18 protein-coding genes are annotated in these 15,209 nt (G+C 66.8%); 6 read left to right on the top strand and 12 right to left on the bottom strand.

Features of this window, described 5'->3' with window-relative positions:
* Nucleotides 1-195 precede the first annotated feature (195 nt).
* The 4 genes from QFX32_04160 to QFX32_04145 are packed head-to-tail and all read right to left on the bottom strand — an operon-like array spanning nt 196 to nt 3,514.
* Complete coding sequence (locus QFX32_04160) at nt 196-594, bottom strand: Zn-ribbon domain-containing OB-fold protein (GenBank protein MDI9633233.1); 399 nt, start codon at nt 592-594, stop codon at nt 196-198.
* Nucleotides 595-597: 3 nt separating this feature from the next.
* Nucleotides 598-1,761: a thiolase domain-containing protein gene (locus tag QFX32_04155; protein MDI9633232.1), complete on the bottom strand. Its 1,164-nt coding sequence runs from the start codon at nt 1,759-1,761 to the stop codon at nt 598-600.
* Entirely contained in the window at nt 1,758-2,810 is a 1,053-nt protein-coding gene (locus QFX32_04150) for a hydroxymethylglutaryl-CoA synthase (GenBank protein ID MDI9633231.1), read from the bottom strand. Before QFX32_04150 ends, QFX32_04155 begins: the two co-directional genes overlap by 4 nt.
* On the bottom strand, nt 2,804-3,514 hold the full coding sequence (locus QFX32_04145; protein ID MDI9633230.1) for a helix-turn-helix domain-containing protein: 711 nt from the start codon (nt 3,512-3,514) through the stop codon (nt 2,804-2,806). The genes QFX32_04150 and QFX32_04145 overlap by 7 nt, the downstream gene beginning before the upstream one ends.
* Before the next feature lie 122 nt (nt 3,515-3,636).
* On the opposite strand from QFX32_04145, the gene QFX32_04140 reads away from it, so the two are divergent.
* Nucleotides 3,637-4,302 carry a DUF120 domain-containing protein gene (locus QFX32_04140; GenBank protein ID MDI9633229.1) on the top strand — a complete coding sequence of 222 codons (666 nt, stop codon included), beginning with the start codon at nt 3,637-3,639 and terminating at the stop codon, nt 4,300-4,302.
* Nucleotides 4,299-4,997 (top strand): 3,4-dihydroxy-2-butanone-4-phosphate synthase, encoded by a 699-nt coding sequence (gene ribB, locus QFX32_04135; protein MDI9633228.1) that lies wholly within the window; start codon nt 4,299-4,301, stop codon nt 4,995-4,997. The genes QFX32_04140 and ribB overlap by 4 nt, the downstream gene beginning before the upstream one ends.
* 140 nt (nt 4,998-5,137) lie before the next feature.
* On the opposite strand, the gene QFX32_04130 is transcribed toward ribB, so the two are convergent.
* Genes QFX32_04130 through QFX32_04120 form a run of 3 tightly spaced genes read right to left on the bottom strand, consistent with a single transcriptional unit; the run spans nt 5,138 to nt 7,179 of the window.
* Nucleotides 5,138-5,299, bottom strand: a complete 162-nt coding sequence (locus tag QFX32_04130; protein ID MDI9633227.1) for a hypothetical protein — start codon at nt 5,297-5,299, stop codon at nt 5,138-5,140.
* Nucleotides 5,300-5,359: 60 nt separating this feature from the next.
* On the bottom strand, nt 5,360-5,956 hold the full coding sequence (locus QFX32_04125) for a nucleic acid-binding protein (protein MDI9633226.1): 597 nt from the start codon (nt 5,954-5,956) through the stop codon (nt 5,360-5,362).
* The gene (locus QFX32_04120) at nt 5,956-7,179 is read right to left on the bottom strand and encodes a nucleotide-binding protein (GenBank protein ID MDI9633225.1); all 1,224 of its coding nucleotides are present in this window, start codon (nt 7,177-7,179) and stop codon (nt 5,956-5,958) included. The genes QFX32_04125 and QFX32_04120 overlap by 1 nt, the downstream gene beginning before the upstream one ends.
* Nucleotides 7,180-7,298: 119 nt before the next feature.
* Here QFX32_04120 and QFX32_04115 point away from each other — a divergent pair, with 119 nt between their 5' ends.
* Nucleotides 7,299-7,493: a DUF1858 domain-containing protein gene (locus tag QFX32_04115; GenBank protein ID MDI9633224.1), complete on the top strand. Its 195-nt coding sequence runs from the start codon at nt 7,299-7,301 to the stop codon at nt 7,491-7,493.
* A gap of 1 nt (nt 7,494) precedes the next feature.
* Here the strand turns inward: QFX32_04115 and QFX32_04110 are convergent, their stop codons facing one another.
* The 5 genes from QFX32_04110 to QFX32_04090 form a co-directional block, all read right to left on the bottom strand.
* A complete protein-coding gene (locus QFX32_04110; GenBank protein ID MDI9633223.1) occupies nt 7,495-8,364 on the bottom strand; it encodes a cysteine-rich small domain-containing protein in 870 nt (289 codons plus the stop codon).
* Between the two features lie 304 nt (nt 8,365-8,668).
* A complete protein-coding gene (gene nrdD, locus QFX32_04105) occupies nt 8,669-9,031 on the bottom strand; it encodes an anaerobic ribonucleoside-triphosphate reductase (GenBank protein MDI9633222.1) in 363 nt (120 codons plus the stop codon).
* 108 nt (nt 9,032-9,139) lie between these two features.
* Nucleotides 9,140-9,775, bottom strand: a complete 636-nt coding sequence (gene pyrF / locus QFX32_04100; protein ID MDI9633221.1) for an orotidine-5'-phosphate decarboxylase — start codon at nt 9,773-9,775, stop codon at nt 9,140-9,142.
* Nucleotides 9,772-10,701: a deoxyhypusine synthase gene (locus QFX32_04095; GenBank protein MDI9633220.1), complete on the bottom strand. Its 930-nt coding sequence runs from the start codon at nt 10,699-10,701 to the stop codon at nt 9,772-9,774. Before QFX32_04095 ends, pyrF begins: the two co-directional genes overlap by 4 nt.
* Before the next feature lie 112 nt (nt 10,702-10,813).
* Nucleotides 10,814-12,055, bottom strand: a complete 1,242-nt coding sequence (locus tag QFX32_04090) for a tRNA(Ile)(2)-agmatinylcytidine synthase (GenBank protein MDI9633219.1) — start codon at nt 12,053-12,055, stop codon at nt 10,814-10,816.
* 53 nt (nt 12,056-12,108) lie between these two features.
* Between QFX32_04090 and QFX32_04085 the strand changes: the two genes are divergently transcribed.
* The 3 genes from QFX32_04085 (at nt 12,109) to QFX32_04075 (ending at nt 15,200) form a co-directional block, all read left to right on the top strand.
* Entirely contained in the window at nt 12,109-13,020 is a 912-nt protein-coding gene (locus QFX32_04085) for a transcriptional regulator (GenBank protein MDI9633218.1), read from the top strand.
* A gap of 53 nt (nt 13,021-13,073) precedes the next feature.
* A complete protein-coding gene (gene thsA / locus QFX32_04080; GenBank protein MDI9633217.1) occupies nt 13,074-14,726 on the top strand; it encodes a thermosome subunit alpha in 1,653 nt (550 codons plus the stop codon).
* A 105-nt stretch (nt 14,727-14,831) separates the two neighbouring features.
* On the top strand, nt 14,832-15,200 hold the full coding sequence (locus QFX32_04075; GenBank protein MDI9633216.1) for a hypothetical protein: 369 nt from the start codon (nt 14,832-14,834) through the stop codon (nt 15,198-15,200).
* Nucleotides 15,201-15,209 lie beyond the last annotated feature (9 nt).

The raw sequence follows: 15,209 nt of genomic DNA, 5'->3' as shown, positions 1-15,209 counted from the left end.
TTCCCCCCTGTGCCTGGAAGACGGGAGATAGAAGGGAGGGCCACTGGCATGCATGGTTACGGGGGAATGAGCGCGTGGGAGAAGTAGCCCGGAACAGGGGTCATCTGCCCTTTCCCCCCTCTCCCACGAGTCCGTGGGGGATTTACCACAAGTGAGAGGAGAGGAGAAGGGTCTCCCGCGCACTCCCTCTCCCCGTCACTCGGTGTCCGGCGCGAATTTCGTCCCGTAGTGGATGGCGCCCGACTCCCCGTCTGCGGATATCCTGCGGAAGACGGGCCGGACACGCATCCCGATCCGCGCCTCCTCGGGCCTGCAGACGAGCTGCGCCGTCAGGCGCGGCCCCTCGTCGAGCTGGACGATCGCGAGCACGTACGGCGTCATCTGCTCGAACTGCTCGCTCGCCGTGCGGATCACCGTGTAGGTGACGACCGTCCCCTTCCCCGAGAACCTGTGCTCGCGGATCCTGCCCGCCCTCCGGCACTGGGGGCAGAGCGTCCGCGGCGGGTAGTAGTAACGCCCGCAGTTCTCGCACCGTGTCCCCACGAGGTTGTACCTCTGCGGGATCTTCCTCCAGAACCGTGCGACCGACGACACTCCTCACACCCCCAGGATGTGGACGGCGACCGTCGCGCCCGTCCCCCCGACGTTGTGCGTCATCCCGACCTCGGCCCCGTCCACCTGGCGCTTCCCGGCCTCGCCGCGGAGCTGCTGGACGACCTCCCAGACCTGCTTGATGCCCGTCGCACCGACGGGGTGGCCGCACGCTTTCAGACCTCCGGACGTGTTCACCGGCAGGTCTCCGTCAAGCGCGGTCATCCCCTCCCGCGTGAGCCTCCCGGCCTCTCCCTTCCTGCAGAACCCGAGATCCTCGATGGCGAGGATCTCCGCGATGGTGAAGCAGTCGTGGACCTCGACGAGGTCGATGTCGGCAGGCGTGAGTCCCGCCATCTGGAACGCTCTCTTCCCCGCGACGACCGTCGCGTCGAGCGTGCTGAGGTCGCGCCGGTCGTGGAGCGAGATCGTGTCGCTCGCCTGGGCACTCGCGAGGACGCGGACGGGGGTATCGGTGTACTCCCGCGCGCGATCGAGCGGTGCGAGCACGACCGCCGCGGCCCCGTCCGTGATCGGCGAGCAGTCAAAGAGGCGGAGCGGGTCCGCGACGAGCGGGGAGGAGAGGACCGTCTCGACCGTGATCTCCTGCGAGAACTGCGCGATCGGGTTCCTCGCCCCGTTGTAGTGGTTCTTCACGGCGACCATCGCGAGCTCTTCCCTCGTGAGGGGGTACTTGTGCATGTAGTCGTGTGCGATCATCGCGTAGAGGCCGGGGAACGTCGCTCCCACGAATCCCTCCCACTCCCTGTCGGCGGCCCCCGCGAGTGCATCCACGCTCGCCCCCGTCCCGACGTCCGTCATCTTCTCCACACCCGCCGCGACGACGATGTCCTCGATCCCCGACGCGACCGCGATGACTGCCTGGCGGAACGCGAGCCCGCCGGAGGCGCACGCCGCCTCGACCCTCGTGGAGGGGATGTGGGCCGTCGCGAGTCCGGAATAGTCCGCGATAAGCGCCCCGATGTGCTCCTGCTCGATGAACCTGCCCGCGCTCATGTTCCCGACGTACATCGCGCCGATCTCCTCGCCGGAGATCCCCGCGTCCTCGAGCGCGAGGGTGCCTGCCTGCACGAAGAGGTCCCGGAACGACGACCCCCACTTCTCGCCGAAGGGCGTGCACCCTATCCCGATGACTGCAACCTCCCTCATTTCTGCATCACGATCTTTCCCTTGTGCCGCGCGTACAGCGCGTAGTCGAGGTACACGGGGTTTGCGAGGAGCGCGCGGACCGATGGCGCCGCCCCCCTCCTGAAGGCGTCCGACTCTATCGCGTCGGTCACCTCGATGTCGAACGCGTCGCTGCCCGCGCCAGACCCGAACGACGCGACGAATATGGTGTCGCCGGGCCTCGCCTCGTCGAGGGTCGCGGCAAGCCCGATCATCGATGACCCGCTGTAGGTGTTGCCGAGTTCGGGGACGACGAGGCCGGGCCGGATCTGGTCCTGCGAGAATCCGAGCGTCTTTGCGATCCTCTGGGGGAACTTCGCGTTCGGCTGGTGGAAGACCGCGTACGTGTAGTCCCCCGGTCCCTTGCCCGTCTTCTCCATGAGGAGCCTGCTCGCACCCTCGATGTGCCGGAAGTACCCGGGTTCCCCCGTGAACCTCCCGCCGTGCCGCGGGTAGTCCTGCCCCTCCCTCCGCCAGAAATCGGGCGTGTCGGTGGTGAAGGAGCACGTCTCGTGGATGACTGCGACCGGGTCGCCGGCCCCAATCAGGAACGCGGCACCCCCCGCCGCGGCGGTGTACTCGAGGGCGTCGCTCGGTGCGCCCTGCGCGACGTCCGCGCCGATCGCGAACCCGTATTTTATCATCCCGCTCGCGACGAGGCCCATGCACGTCTGGATCGCGGCGGTCCCCGCCTTGCAGGCAAACTCGTAGTCCGCCGCGGTCATGACGGGCGTCGCGCCGATCGCCTCCCCGACGGTGCAGGCCGTGGGCTTGACGGCGTAGGGGTGCGACTCGCTGCCCACGTACACCGCGCCTATGTCAGCCGGGTCGATGTCCCTCCTCCGGAGGGCGTTGCGCGCGGCCTCGACCGCGATGGTGGCGGTGTCCTCGTCGAGGTCGGGGACAGACTTCGCGTGGACCCCGAGGCCCCCCTTGATCTCCTCAGCATTCGCCCCCCACACGCGGGCGATCTCCTCGACCTTTATCCGGAAACGCGGGATGTACACCCCGTACGTGACGATCCCTACCATTGTTCCTCCCGCAGCCTCTGCACGATCTGCTCGGCGTCCATCGTCGTGCAGAGGACCGTGATCCTGTCTTTCTCCGCCATCTTCGGGACGAGCGGGTGGACGAGTGCGGGTTCTATCCCCTGGAGGACGACCGCCCGGGGCTTGAATGGCGTCACACGGATCGCGACCATGGGCGACTTGCCCGACGTCACATCGGTGAAGATGAGTGCCCTCTCCGTGCTCCACCCATAGATCCTGTTGAACTCGTTCGAGGAGAGCTGCGTGATCGCGTTGATGCTGTTGATCACCGTGTACCCGTAGATCGACTGGGAGAGCGACCCGCAGACAGGCTGGCACCCTATCAGCTCTGCGAATCGCGTGAGGGGAACGGGGGAAGGGTAGTCGTGGATGTCGTAGATGACGTCGTCATCCACGTCGGAGTAGAGGATCTTTGCGAACTTCCGGATGTACTTCCCGCCGTTCGCCTCGTCGATCGCGAGGATCGTGTCCACGATCTTCCCGACGACCGCTGTCCCCGGGCTCTTGCGCCTCCCGCTCTCGTAGTCGCTTATCACGGAGGGGGAGACGTCGAGGTGCTCGGAGAGGACCGCCTGGGGGATGTTGAAGCTCATCCGCCACTTCTTCAGGGCCTTCCCCGGCGAGTCCGAGAGCGTGATCTCGCCCGCCATCTTCTCGGCGAGGCGATTCCGCAGGTCAGATTTCATGGCTCATTATGCGAACCGGAGGGTATTATAATTAACGAATAGACATTCGACATTTCACGAAATCTGCTGCGTGCCGCGGCGGCCGGATATCCATAAATAGTATGCATCTCAATCCTGATATGATGATCCTCCCCGAGGACCTCCAGTGCCTCAAGGCCATCGCGCGCATGGGCGGCTGCAGGGGACCGGTGCGCGTCTCGTCCCAGTCCCTCGGTGCAGCCCTCGGGATCAGTCCCCAGACGGCGTCGCGCCGGCTCCAGTCGCTCGAGAGGCAGAAGCTCGTCGAGAGGACGCTCACCCCCGAGGGACAGGACGTCGTGGTCACGCCGGCGGGAGAGGAAGTCCTCAGGAGGGAGTACGAGGAGTACTGCAGGATATTCGGCGGGGACCACGGGGGGTACACGCTCAGGGGCAGGGTGATCACGGGCCTCGGCGAGGGGAGGTACTACATGAGCCTCGAGCCGTACAGGGTGCAGTTCCGCCGCCATCTCGGGTTCGTCCCCTACCCGGGCACCCTGAACGTGAGGCTCGACCCGCGGTCCCTCCCGGTGCGCAAGAAGCTCGACGCCCTCGAGTGGATCCTCATCGAGGGGTTCGTCGCGGACGAGAGGACCTTTGGGCCTGCACGCTGCCTCCCCTGCAGGGTGAGGGGAACGGACTGCGCGATCGTCGTCCCGGGGAGGACCCACTACCCGGCCGACATCCTCGAGATCGTGGCGGCGGTAGGTCTCCGCGAGGCACTCGGCATAGAGGACGGGGACGAGATCGAAGTGGAGGTGGAGAAGTGATCCGAGACGCGCTGAGGGCGCTCCGGGAGGGGCAGTTCATCCTGCTCTATGATTTCGACGAGAGGGAAGGGGAGACGGACTTCGCGATTCGGGCCGACGCGGTCGGGCCCGCGCACGTCGCCCGGATGCGGAGGGACGGCGGCGGCCTCATTTGCACCGCGGTCCACCCGGACGCGGCCCGCGCGATGGGCCTCCCCTTCGCGTCAGACCTCCTCTCGCGCGACCCGCACCTCGCGCGCCTCAACGGCGAGGTGCCGTACGACCGGGAGAACCGGTCCTCCTTCTCGCTCTGGGTCAACCACAGGGACACGTACACGGGGATCACCGACAGGGACCGCGCGCTCACGATCAACGCGATCGCGTACCACGTGAAGAAGTCCCTCAACGGCGGGGGCGCCGATTTCTTCGCTGACTTTCGGTCCCCCGGGCACGTCGCGATCCTGCGGGCGGCAGACGGGCTCCTCTCGCGGCGGCGCGGGCAGACGGAACTCTCGATCGCGCTCGCCGTGATGGCAGGGATCCCGCCCGCGGTCACCATCTGCGAGATGCTCGACGACGCGACGGGGCTCGCGCTCGGCAAGGAGCCCGCGAGGGAGTACGCGAGGAGAAACGGGCTCGTGTTCGTGGAGGGGAGGGAAGTCCTCGAGGCGTGGGACGCGTACACCCGCGCGAAGGGGCGCACGGGACACTCTTAAATCTTCTTTTCCCCGGCTCCGCGCGGGAGGAAGCGGGCGGGGAGAGAACGGGAGAAAGGGGTCTTTCGGGAGACATAGGGGGCCGGTACCCATCCCGGTCACCCACAAGCCCCCTCGGGCCGGGATCCCGCGCGTGAGCCTCACTTGCCCGCGAGCTTCCGGAGGGTCTCCTCGGGGAGCATCTTCGCGATCGAGATCTTCGTCGGGCAGCGGCCTGGCTTGATCCCCGCGTTCTTGGCGGCTTCCTTCAGGGTCTTCAAGTCGATGTTCTTGATCAGCTCCTGGAGTTCCTCGTCTTTCATCCCACGATCACCAAGTGAATCGTATCCGTGGAAGGGGGATAATAAACATTGCCGCGGGGATCAGAGCCGGAGCTGGGCGAGGGCATCGTACACCATCCTCCTGAAGATGGCAGGGTCCATCCCGTACTCCTTCCGCGCCCTCTCCCCGTCCGCGGTCGAGGCTCCCCTCTCGATCCGGTCGAGCGTCGCCGCGGCGCAGTCGAGCACCCACTGGTCCCGGGTCTCCTTGTCGACCGGCGTGATCGACTCGCACCTCACCGAGACGAGGGCAGCGCCGTCGGGGGGCTGGTACACCGTGGGTTTCCCGACGACGGCGACGAAGGAGGGGACCTCGACGCGCGCCATCTGCTGCATGGCTTCCGGCTGGAAGCTCCCGGCCATCACGAAGAACGTCCCCGTGGGATCGACGACCCTCGCCCTGTAGAAGAGGTTCTGGTCCCCCTGCTTCTTCTTCTCGGTGAGTGTCCCGACGATGAAGACGCGGTTGCACCGCGCGCCTGTCGGGAGGAGGACGAATCCCGGGCTCTTCTCGTCCTGCCCGTCCTTGAAGTGGACCCTGCTCTCCCGCAACTCCGCGGCAAAGACCCTGCGGGCAGGCTCCCTCTCGAATCCCCCCTCCCTGCGCGGGGGAAATTGCGGGGCGGCCCCGTGGGCCATCAGGAACCCCCCGCCCTGTTGAGGAGGTCGGCCAGCCGTTCCGGCCGGTACCGGACCGGCGTGCAGGAGGAGACGAGGAGGCGCCCGTCGATATCGCGCCCCCTGCAGGAGAAGTAGCGGCCGAGGAGGGCGTCGCGGAACCGCAGGAAGATCTCGGTCATCCCGAGCGGGGTGTTCTCGGCGATCTCCCGCGCCTGGTCAAGCGTCATCCCCACGAGGGCCTCGGTCGCGGCCCGCGGGATGAGGATCTCCTTCGTCTCCTCGCCGTTGTCGAGCCACCCCTTAATCCTGAGGTCGTACTGGAAGTTCTGCTGGATCTCGTGGACAGGGCAGTAGTTCGTGGGGGAGAGGACCCGGCTGCACCCTTCCACGGGGCACCTCCTGATGAGCCCCGAGCCCTGCGCGATGTGGACGAGCGCGCCCTCGAAGGAGGTGTCCCCCACGCTCACCTCGATGTCACCCTCCTCGGGTACAACGGTCGCGGTGTTCAGGGTGAGGGAGAGCCTGCCACCGAACTCGTCGGCGACCGCGTAGAATATCGTGTAGACGACGCCGGGCGAGAGCCTCTCCCGCCCCTCCTCCTTCCACGTGACGAACCGGACAGAGCCTGTCTCGTCCGCGAGGATGCCGGACTGGAGGATCCGCTCGTGCGTCGTCTCCCACTCCTGGATCATCTTCCCGCGGACAGAAACGACGCCGGGGCGGATGGACGCGATGGGGGTCAGGACAGGCTTGATGATCCCTTTTTCCGGGATCTCGGTGACGGTCGTCCCGGTGGTGATCGTGAGGTTGGGGGCTCCCCTGTACTGGTCCACGACCGCGGACTCGATCCTGTACCACGCCCCTTCCCTCAAGGGGGGAGCGTTTGCCCGCGACCAGGCGACGAATCGGACGGCCGCTGTCTGGTCCGCGACGATCCCCGCCTGCGCGACCGAGGGGGATGGCGGGGCCGTGAGGGCCACGACCTTGCACTCGACGGTGACCCACTCGCCCGGCGCGAGGGCATCGAGTGTCCGCGGCTCGCCCGGCCCGCCGGGCAGGAGGCCCGGGATCGAGAATTCACGTGCGAGCTCGTTCGTGACAGTCCTCTCCGCCTCGTCGAGCGGGACACTGAATTCCTCCACGAGGCGGCGGAGCCTCGACTCTATCGCGGCTCTCTCCACGGCGTGCCCGCGGGATACCACTTTCTGGGAGATTCTCTCGACGGCCTGCGAAAAATTCATTCGTACATCTCCGGGTGATCGGTGGGCGGCGGAGGCAATTTAAACCATGCGGGCGGGTGGTGAAACTGGACGTGCAGGTGTTGCATATTTAATAGCCAGTGCCCCACAATATACACTGCATGGGAATCACCGCAGACAGCACGATCTACGACCTTTTGAAGGCGAAACCGGAATCCGCAGAGATCCTGTTCAAGTTCGGGATGGGGTGCGTCGGGTGCGCGATCGCGAGGGGAGAGACGATCAGGGAGGCCGCGATGGCCCACGGGATCCCCCTCGACGAGCTCCTCTCGGCGCTCGGTGTCGGGAAAGAGTAGGTCAGATCCTTTCCCTCGTTTTCTTTGCCTTCAGCTCCCGGAGCGAAGCCTCGGGGTGCGCGATCAGGTAGTCGGCGATCGCGGGCTCGTGGAGGAGGGTACAGTCACTGCAGCTCCAGACGGGGCCGTTCTTCGTCCCGCTCGTCACCCACTGCCCGAGGGTCTCGTCCCCGCAGGGATAGAACGGGCAGTAGCAGAAGTCGCACCTCTGCCCGGGGAAATGGCAGGGGTAGTACGGGCACTCCTCGGGCACCCACTCCGCCCAGTGGTCCCCCTGGTACCTGCTGTAGATGAAGAAGCGCGGTCTCTCCTTTCCCCCGCGCACTCCCCCCTCCCGCAGGGTCCTCGCCCCGAAGCGGACCGCCTCTGCGATCCGCGAGCCGAGCACGGAGGCGGGGGAGGCATCGGCATGGACGACGTCACCCTCGCAGGCGACGACGATGGTGTCGCGCGGGAGATCCCCGGGGCACCCCGCCTGGTACCGCTCGGCCGCGTGCGCCGCTGCCGCGGTCACCAGCGCGGAGAGGAGCGCAGCGTCGCTCAGCCCCTCCGACGAGTAGATCACGAGGGTGAGACCCCCGCCCGGCGCGGTCCCCGGCCCGGGGAACACGAAGGCCGCGAGAGAGTCGTAGTGGAGGATGCAGGAGCGGGAGACAGGCTCCCCTGAGAAGACCCCGAAGAACGCGGGGGGGAGCCCCTCCCTCCTCACGACCCCCTCGAGGACGCGGGGAAGGTCACCACACTCCCCCTCCCGTGGCGGCCCGTGCACGACGATGGTCGAAACATTCGAGAGTCCGCCGGGAATGCCCGTCCCCGCGGCGCGGAAGTGCCCGCGGAGGAAGAGGGTGCCGGAACGGATGTAGTACCTCATGGCGGGGAGCGCCCTGAACCGGCGCGAGGATCTTCATTTGGCAATGAAAGCGCGACCGCGGCCGCGGCAGCCGTCCGGCGGATCGGATGGAGGGGGGAGCTTGGCATCCTGATCAGGCTATACGTATTCGGCCTGCTTCAGAAATACCTTTGGGGATCTTCCGGAATCGAATTTCCCCCGCTCCGAGGGAAGGAATACCCCAAGGGGGATCTGGACACCGGAAATCCCCCCTCACCAATGGGCCGGCGGGCGTGCAGTCAGGGCGCGAGAACGGGATCGCGGGACCGGGGCAAAACGGTGTCCTTCACGCGACGGTGTACCGGACGCGGTCCCGCAGCTCCTGCTGCTTGCCCGCATTCCAGCCGGAAACCTCCTGCAGGTACCCCGTCACCCTACTGATTTGGACGACGTCGTGGCTCCCGCACTCCGGGCAGACGGGGGCATCGCAGAGCGGGCAGTACTCGATGCCCGAGACGATCTCGTGGGAGCAGTGGCAGTGGTCGAGGGGGCACATGATCTCGAGGTGGGAATCCCCGCAGACCGGGCAGGGGTTTTCGTCGACGACGAGGTGGCAGGTGTGGCACTTGTACCTCCGCTCGGCGGGGGGGATCTCCTGGAAGGACCTGTATGCCCGGGCAATTCTCAGTTGTTCCTCGCTCCATTGCATACATGACGGTTGTCCCGCCGCACATAAACGTTTGCGGGGGTCGGGGTTTGCCGCGGGATCCCGGGCGCGTCCCCCGTGGGGGGGGAATCACGCGGGGCGGACCGCTGGTCAGCGGAGGATGGTCCGGAGCCTCGCCGCCTCGGCGGCCGGGTCGGGGGACTGGTAGATCTGCCTTCCCACGATGAGCCCGTCGACGAGCGGGGCGACGGCCGAGGGGTCCCCTCCCTGGGCCCCCGCGCCCGGTGCCCAGACGAGGAGGCTGCCGACGATCTCCCGCAGGACCCTCACCCTCCCCGGCCGCGTCGCGGGCGCGATGATCCCGTCCGCGCCGAGGGAGACTGCGAGGCGCGAAATCCTCTCCGGGACGTCTCCAGAGAAGAACGCGAGTGCGCCGGGGTGGCTCATCTCGGCGACGACGAGGCACTTCCCCCCGTGGTCGCGCGCGGCCTCGACGCACGCGAGGACCGAGTCCTCGCCGCAGAACCCGTGGCATATGATCCCGTGGAATCCCGCGGAGAACGTGGCCTCGGCGATCAGCCGGTTCGTGTGGGGGATGTCGGCGACCTTGAAGTCGGCGACGAGGGGCAGCCCGAGGGGTGCGAGTTCCCGGGCAATGGAGAGCCCCGACCGGAGGACGAGGGGATAGCCGACCTTCACCGCGTCGATGTGCGGGGCGCAGGCCTCCGCGACCGCGACTGCCGCGGCAGGGTCGGTCACGTCGAGGGCAAGCACGAGGTCAGTCATACCCCGAGCCTCTCCCGTACCGCCGCGACGAGGAGGGGGAGCGTGATCGTCGCGTCCCCGTAGACGGTGACGGTCCTTGCGTCCGGCGCGACCTTCCCCCACGAGCGGGCCTCGTCGAGCGTCGCGCCCGAGAGCCCCCCGAGGTCGGGGCGGTCCCCCGTGAGCTGGACCGCGTACGAGAATCCCCGCGGCGCCATCAGCATCCCCTGGAGGATGAAGTTCTTCGGCACCCCTCCCCCGACGAGGAGCGCCCCCGCCGACTCGCACCCAAGGCAGATCGAGAGGAAATCCTTCATGTCCGAGAATCCGTCGAGGAGGGGGCGGGACGTCTGGGTGGAGAGCCAGTGCTGGAGGCCCACCATGGAGTCGGCGAGGGCGGGGCAGAAGACGGGGACGCCCCGCCGGGCCGCCGACGAGAGGATGCCCGAGGGGAGCTTGGACCCCACCTCCGCGAGGAACTGCCGGACGGGGAGGGGGGCGTCCGGGGAGAGGGAAGAAAACCTCTCCTGCATGAACTCCTCGAAACGGGCAAAGGCCTCGTTCGGGAGGAAGACGTCGTAGATCCTGTTGATCTCCGCCTCCCGGAGGGCAGTGTCGGCGCACGAGGCGGTCCCGTGGTAGTGCCTGCACCCGATGGCCTCGATGATGTCGTGGGTGATGTTTGCGCCCGTCATGACGAGCACGTCCACGAGGCCGCAGTCGACGAGGTCACTCACGATCCGGCCCATTCCGGCCGGGACCATGGCCCCCGCGAGACCGAAGAACAGCGTCACCCTCTCGTCCCTCGCCATCGCCTCGCAGATCTCGGCGGCACGCGCGAGGGCACCCCCGTTGTACGCCCCTGCCCTGCCCATCGCGGCGACGAGTTCCCCGACCGTCATGCCGGGCCGGATCACCACCTGCTCGACAGGATCCCCGCACTCCATCTGGAGGAGTGTATGGCGGGGACGGGAGATAGTCTTTGGCAGCACCGCGCTTCCGGGATTCTGCTCCGGGGCAAGCGCGCACCCGCGCGGGAAAAAAGAGTTGCAGCACTGTTCACTCGACGCGGAGGAAATCCTCCCGGACGCCCCTGCAGAGGGGCCGTGCGAGGTGGCGGCGGGCACACGGCGGGACCTCGTACCACCCGGGCGATACCCGGCGGGGGACGGTCACCTCCTCCGGTGCACCCTTCCTCCCCCCGCACTTCCGGCACTTGTACCCCTTGTCCCGGCCCGCGCTCGTCATCCGCTTCCCGCACCTCTCGCAGAGGGGCGGCCGGAGGAGACGGAGGGGCGGCGCGGCGACGACCTCGAGCTTCTCGAGGTTGAGGCTCCCCCCCTTGTAGCTGCCCGCGGCCCTCACCCTGTCTCCGGGGGCGAGCGCGCGGACGATCTCGCGGAATCCCTTCGTCGGCTCGTAGGCCATGCAGGAGAGGACCTCCCTCCCGTCGGTGAGAGGGAGGCAGACGTGCCCCCCGCGGATAGTGCGCGGGGGGGCGTGGACGGTCCCCCCCACAATGTAGGAATGGCCCTCCTCGAGCTGCCCGATCCTGCCCGGCACGATGTGGGCGTCGGTGCCCTGGTTCGTCACGAAGAGCTGCTCGCAGGCGGGGGCCTCGGAGATCACCTTCTCCCTCGCGAGCGCAAGCCACCCCGGCCGCTCCCCCCGTATCCCGTAGAGGACGGGGTCGGGCGTGTGGGGGACGCAGACGACCACATCGTTCTCCCTGTCGACGGTGTCCCACGTGTGGGGAAACGTCGCGGCGTCCGCGTCAAAGAGGCTCTGTCGGTCGACGGAGCGCGGCGTCCCGAACCGCGACCGCTTCCTGTAGACGAGGAGCTCGTAGGTGGAGTCATCGAAGTGGCTGCAGAGCGCTGCCGTCGCACCGATGAGGCCGCGCCCCTCCTTGTAGCCACGGTAGACGGCCCCCGAGGCCTCGAGGAGGGAGACCGCCTCGGGGAGCGTGCAGAAACCCCTCACGGCCTTTTGGTAAAAGTCCGGTGGCGGGACCTGCGCGCACGCGGCGACCCCGGGGTGGGTGCCCTCGTGGGACATCTCCGCGAGCTCTTCCACGGTCCCGCAGGCGAGGTGGAACGCGACGCGGAGCGACCCCTCGCACGCGAGGCACACCGCGGCGTTCCCCCGGGTCTTTTCCCGCACGTTGGGGTTCAGCCGCACGAGGCGCGTCTCGAGCACGCGGATCCCCGCGCGTGCGAGGCGCCGTGCGAGCACGGCGCAGAGGTACGTCGTGCACATCCCCTCCGGGGAATCCGTGTCGTCGATCCCGATCCGGAACATCCACCCACCTGAGTATTTTTATACATGGGAGCGAAAATCCATTCGTAGGTGGGATGTCGCAGGAACGACTCCTCTCGAGCATCACGACGGTCCTCATCATGGGGGGATTCCGGGTCTCGGAGAAGTTCAGCATGAGGCCGCGGAGCTTCGACATCGTGGCCCGGAAGAAGAACGTGATCCTCGTCATCAAGGCAGTCACCCACATCGACAGCGTGAGCGAGGAGATCGCCCGGGACCTCGACCACGTCGCGCGGTACCTGAAAGGGTCGCCCCTGATAGTCGGCGAGAGGGCGCGCGACGCCGAGCTCGAGAGGGGGGCGGTCTACATCCGCTACGGGATCTACGCGATCAGCGTCCCGACCCTCTACGACGCGTTCGTCGAGGGTATCCCCCCCCTCGTGTACGCGTCCCCCGGTGGGCTCTACGTGAACATCAACGGCGAGGTCCTCCGCGAGCTGCGAGAGAAGCGGAACCTCTCCCTCGGGGATCTCGGCTCGATGCTCGGCGTCTCGCGTAGGACGATCTCCAAGTACGAGAGCGGGATGGGTACGACGCTCGAGATAGCCCAGAAGATCGAGGAGATCTTCGATGCCCCGCTCGTGCAGGCGATCAACCTCCTCTCGTACAAGTCGATATTCCCCCCGGTCGAGGAGAGGCCGGAAGAGACGCCGATGGGGTTCCTCGAGAGGATAGGGGTGCGGCTGCACGCGATGCGCAGGGCCCCCTTCCAGGCACTCATTGAGATATCGGACGAGTCCATCCTCGCCGGGTACGGCTCGTCCCAGAAGGTCGTCAAGCGCGCGGCACTGATAGGGAACATATCGCAGGTAGCGGGGATGCACGCCATGTGCGTGCTCACCGACTACGAGAAACAGGGCAAGATCGGCAGGACCGTCCTCATCGGGGAACGGCGCCTGCGGCGCGTGAGGGACGGGGAAGAACTGATAGACCTCGTCTGCAAATAACAATTTTTATATAGAACCACAAACCAATTTTATCGCGACACGTGGTGAATACTATGGCACAGCAACTCGGAGGACAACCGATCCTGATCCTCAAGGAAGGGAGCTCGCGCACCCGCGGGCGCGATGCACAGGGCATGAACATCATGGCCGCAAAGGCGGTCGCGAGCGCCGTCAGGACGACGCTCGGCCCGAAGGGAATGGACAAGATGCTCGTGGACACCATCGGTGACGTCGTGATCACGAACGACGGCGTCACGATCCTCAAGGAGATGGACATCGAGCACCCGGCCGCCAAGATGATGGTCGAGATCGCGAAGACCCAGGACGACGAGGTCGGGGACGGCACCACGACGGCGGTCGTCATCGCGGGCGAGCTCCTCAAGAGGGCAGAGGACCTCCTCGAGCAGGATGTCCACCCCACGGTCATCGCGCACGGGTACAGGATGGCCGCGGAGAAAGCCCACGAGATCCTGCAGGAGATCGCGGTCACCATCAAGCCCGACGACACCGCGATGCTGAAGAAGATCGCCGAGACGGCGATGACGGGGAAGGGCGCCGAGGGGTCCCGCGACAAGATCTGCGACCTCGTCGTGAAGGCCGTCACGATGGTCGCCGACGAGGACGGCACCGTGGACAAGGACTACATCAAGGTCGAGAAGAAGGTCGGGGGCTCCATCGATGACTGCGAGATCATCGAGGGGATCGTCATCGACAAGGAGAGGGTCCACCCCGGCATGCCCAAGAAGGTGACAGACGCGAAGATCCTCCTCCTCAACGCGCCCGTCGAGTTCAAGAAGACAGAGGTCGATGCCGAGATCAACATCACGAGCCCCGACCAGCTCCAGGCGTTCCTCGACGAGGAGGAGCGGATGATCAAGAGCATCGTCGACAAGATCGTCGCCTCCGGGGCAAACGTCCTCTTCTGCCAGAAGGGGATCGATGACATCGCCCAGCACTACCTCGCGAAGGCGGGCATCCTCGCGGTCCGCCGCGTCAAGAAGAGCGACATGGAGAAGCTCGTGCGCGCGACCGGCGGGAGCATGGTCTCGAGCATCGACGCGATCTCGAAGGACGAGCTCGGGTACGCGGGCACCGTCGAGGAGCGGAAGGTCTCCGGTGAGGAGATGATCTTCGTCGAGGGCTGCAAGAATCCGAAGGCCGTCACTATCATGGTCCGCGGCGGGACCGAGCACGTCGTCGACGAGCTCGAGCGTGCCATCGAGGACGCGCTCCGCGTCGTCTCCGTCGTGTACGAGGACAAGAAGCTCGTCGCGGGTGGCGGCGCCCCCGAGATCGAGCTCTCCCTGCGGCTGCGCGACTACGCCGCGAGCGTCGGGGGCCGTGCCCAGCTCGCGATCGAGGCTTTCGCAAACGCGCTCGAGATCATCCCGCGGACGCTCGCCGAGAACGCGGGCCTCGACCCGATCGACATGCTCGTCGAGCTCCGCGCCGCGCACGAGAAGGGGAAGAAGACTTACGGCCTGAACGTGTTCGAGGGCAAGGCAGAGGACATGCTCAAGGCTGGTGTCGTCGAACCGCTCAAGGTCAAGACCCAGGCGATCGCGAGCGCCGCGGAGGCCGCGACGATGATCCTCCGGATCGATGACGTGATCGCCGCGTCCAAGGCTGCACCCCCGGCAGGCGGCCCGAAGGGTGGTCCCGGCGGCGAGTCGGGCGGTGCCGGCGGCGACATGGGCGAGTTCTGATCCGGAAACCCCCCAATCTCTACCCTTTTTTCGCTTCACTTCCCCGACCACCCCGGGGAGGATCCCTCGGGGAGAATTATATCCGCGGCTGCCGATACTCACACCATGCAGGACCGGTTCATCTTCACGCGCTACCGGACGACGTGCTACCACTGCGGGAAAGATGCCGACCAGGTCATCAAGGCAGTGCCGTACCAGGCCCAGGTCATCTGCGGGAACTGCGGTGCGACACGGATCTTCGTCCCCCGCATTCAGGACGTGAGCAGGCCGGGGAGTTACACGAGGATAGGGTGCTACGACCTCTGGACGCTCGTTGCGGACGCCCCCTGCAGGAACTGCGGGAAGGAGGGTCCCCACGACCTCGCCATAGGGTGCAACCACTTCACGGTCCGCTGCAGGAACTGCGGGTTCACGCACTTCTACAAGTTCAGCCTCGAGTACATCGCCCAGTGCCCTATCGAAGGGGAGGCGTGAGGGGGGAGG

It is taken from the genome of Methanolinea sp., from assembly GCA_030055515.1.
Classification (GTDB): domain Archaea; phylum Halobacteriota; class Methanomicrobia; order Methanomicrobiales; family Methanospirillaceae; genus Methanolinea_A.
Note: the sequence above shows the minus strand (reverse complement) of the source record. Positions and strands in the feature narration are given on the sequence as shown.

What these genes read in the sequence shown, in the direction of transcription:
- nrdD (MDI9633222.1), bottom strand. Translation starts at nt 9,031, where the DNA reads ATGCAATGGAGCGAGGAACAACTGAGAATTGCCCGGGCATACAGGTCC.
- QFX32_04130 (MDI9633227.1), bottom strand. Translation starts at nt 5,299, where the DNA reads ATGAAAGACGAGGAACTCCAGGAGCTGATCAAGAACATCGACTTGAAG.
- QFX32_04110 (MDI9633223.1), bottom strand. Translation starts at nt 8,364, where the DNA reads ATGAGGTACTACATCCGTTCCGGCACCCTCTTCCTCCGCGGGCACTTC.
- QFX32_04115 (MDI9633224.1), top strand. Translation starts at nt 7,299, where the DNA reads ATGGGAATCACCGCAGACAGCACGATCTACGACCTTTTGAAGGCGAAA.
- QFX32_04120 (MDI9633225.1), bottom strand. Translation starts at nt 7,179, where the DNA reads ATGAATTTTTCGCAGGCCGTCGAGAGAATCTCCCAGAAAGTGGTATCC.
- thsA (MDI9633217.1), top strand. Translation starts at nt 13,074, where the DNA reads ATGGCACAGCAACTCGGAGGACAACCGATCCTGATCCTCAAGGAAGGG.
- QFX32_04150 (MDI9633231.1), bottom strand. Translation starts at nt 2,810, where the DNA reads ATGGTAGGGATCGTCACGTACGGGGTGTACATCCCGCGTTTCCGGATA.
- pyrF (MDI9633221.1), bottom strand. Translation starts at nt 9,775, where the DNA reads ATGACTGACCTCGTGCTTGCCCTCGACGTGACCGACCCTGCCGCGGCA.
- QFX32_04155 (MDI9633232.1), bottom strand. Translation starts at nt 1,761, where the DNA reads ATGAGGGAGGTTGCAGTCATCGGGATAGGGTGCACGCCCTTCGGCGAG.
- QFX32_04095 (MDI9633220.1), bottom strand. Translation starts at nt 10,701, where the DNA reads ATGGAGTGCGGGGATCCTGTCGAGCAGGTGGTGATCCGGCCCGGCATG.
- QFX32_04145 (MDI9633230.1), bottom strand. Translation starts at nt 3,514, where the DNA reads ATGAAATCTGACCTGCGGAATCGCCTCGCCGAGAAGATGGCGGGCGAG.
- QFX32_04085 (MDI9633218.1), top strand. Translation starts at nt 12,109, where the DNA reads ATGTCGCAGGAACGACTCCTCTCGAGCATCACGACGGTCCTCATCATG.
- QFX32_04075 (MDI9633216.1), top strand. Translation starts at nt 14,832, where the DNA reads ATGCAGGACCGGTTCATCTTCACGCGCTACCGGACGACGTGCTACCAC.
- QFX32_04140 (MDI9633229.1), top strand. Translation starts at nt 3,637, where the DNA reads ATGATCCTCCCCGAGGACCTCCAGTGCCTCAAGGCCATCGCGCGCATG.
- QFX32_04125 (MDI9633226.1), bottom strand. Translation starts at nt 5,956, where the DNA reads ATGGCCCACGGGGCCGCCCCGCAATTTCCCCCGCGCAGGGAGGGGGGA.
- QFX32_04090 (MDI9633219.1), bottom strand. Translation starts at nt 12,055, where the DNA reads ATGTTCCGGATCGGGATCGACGACACGGATTCCCCGGAGGGGATGTGC.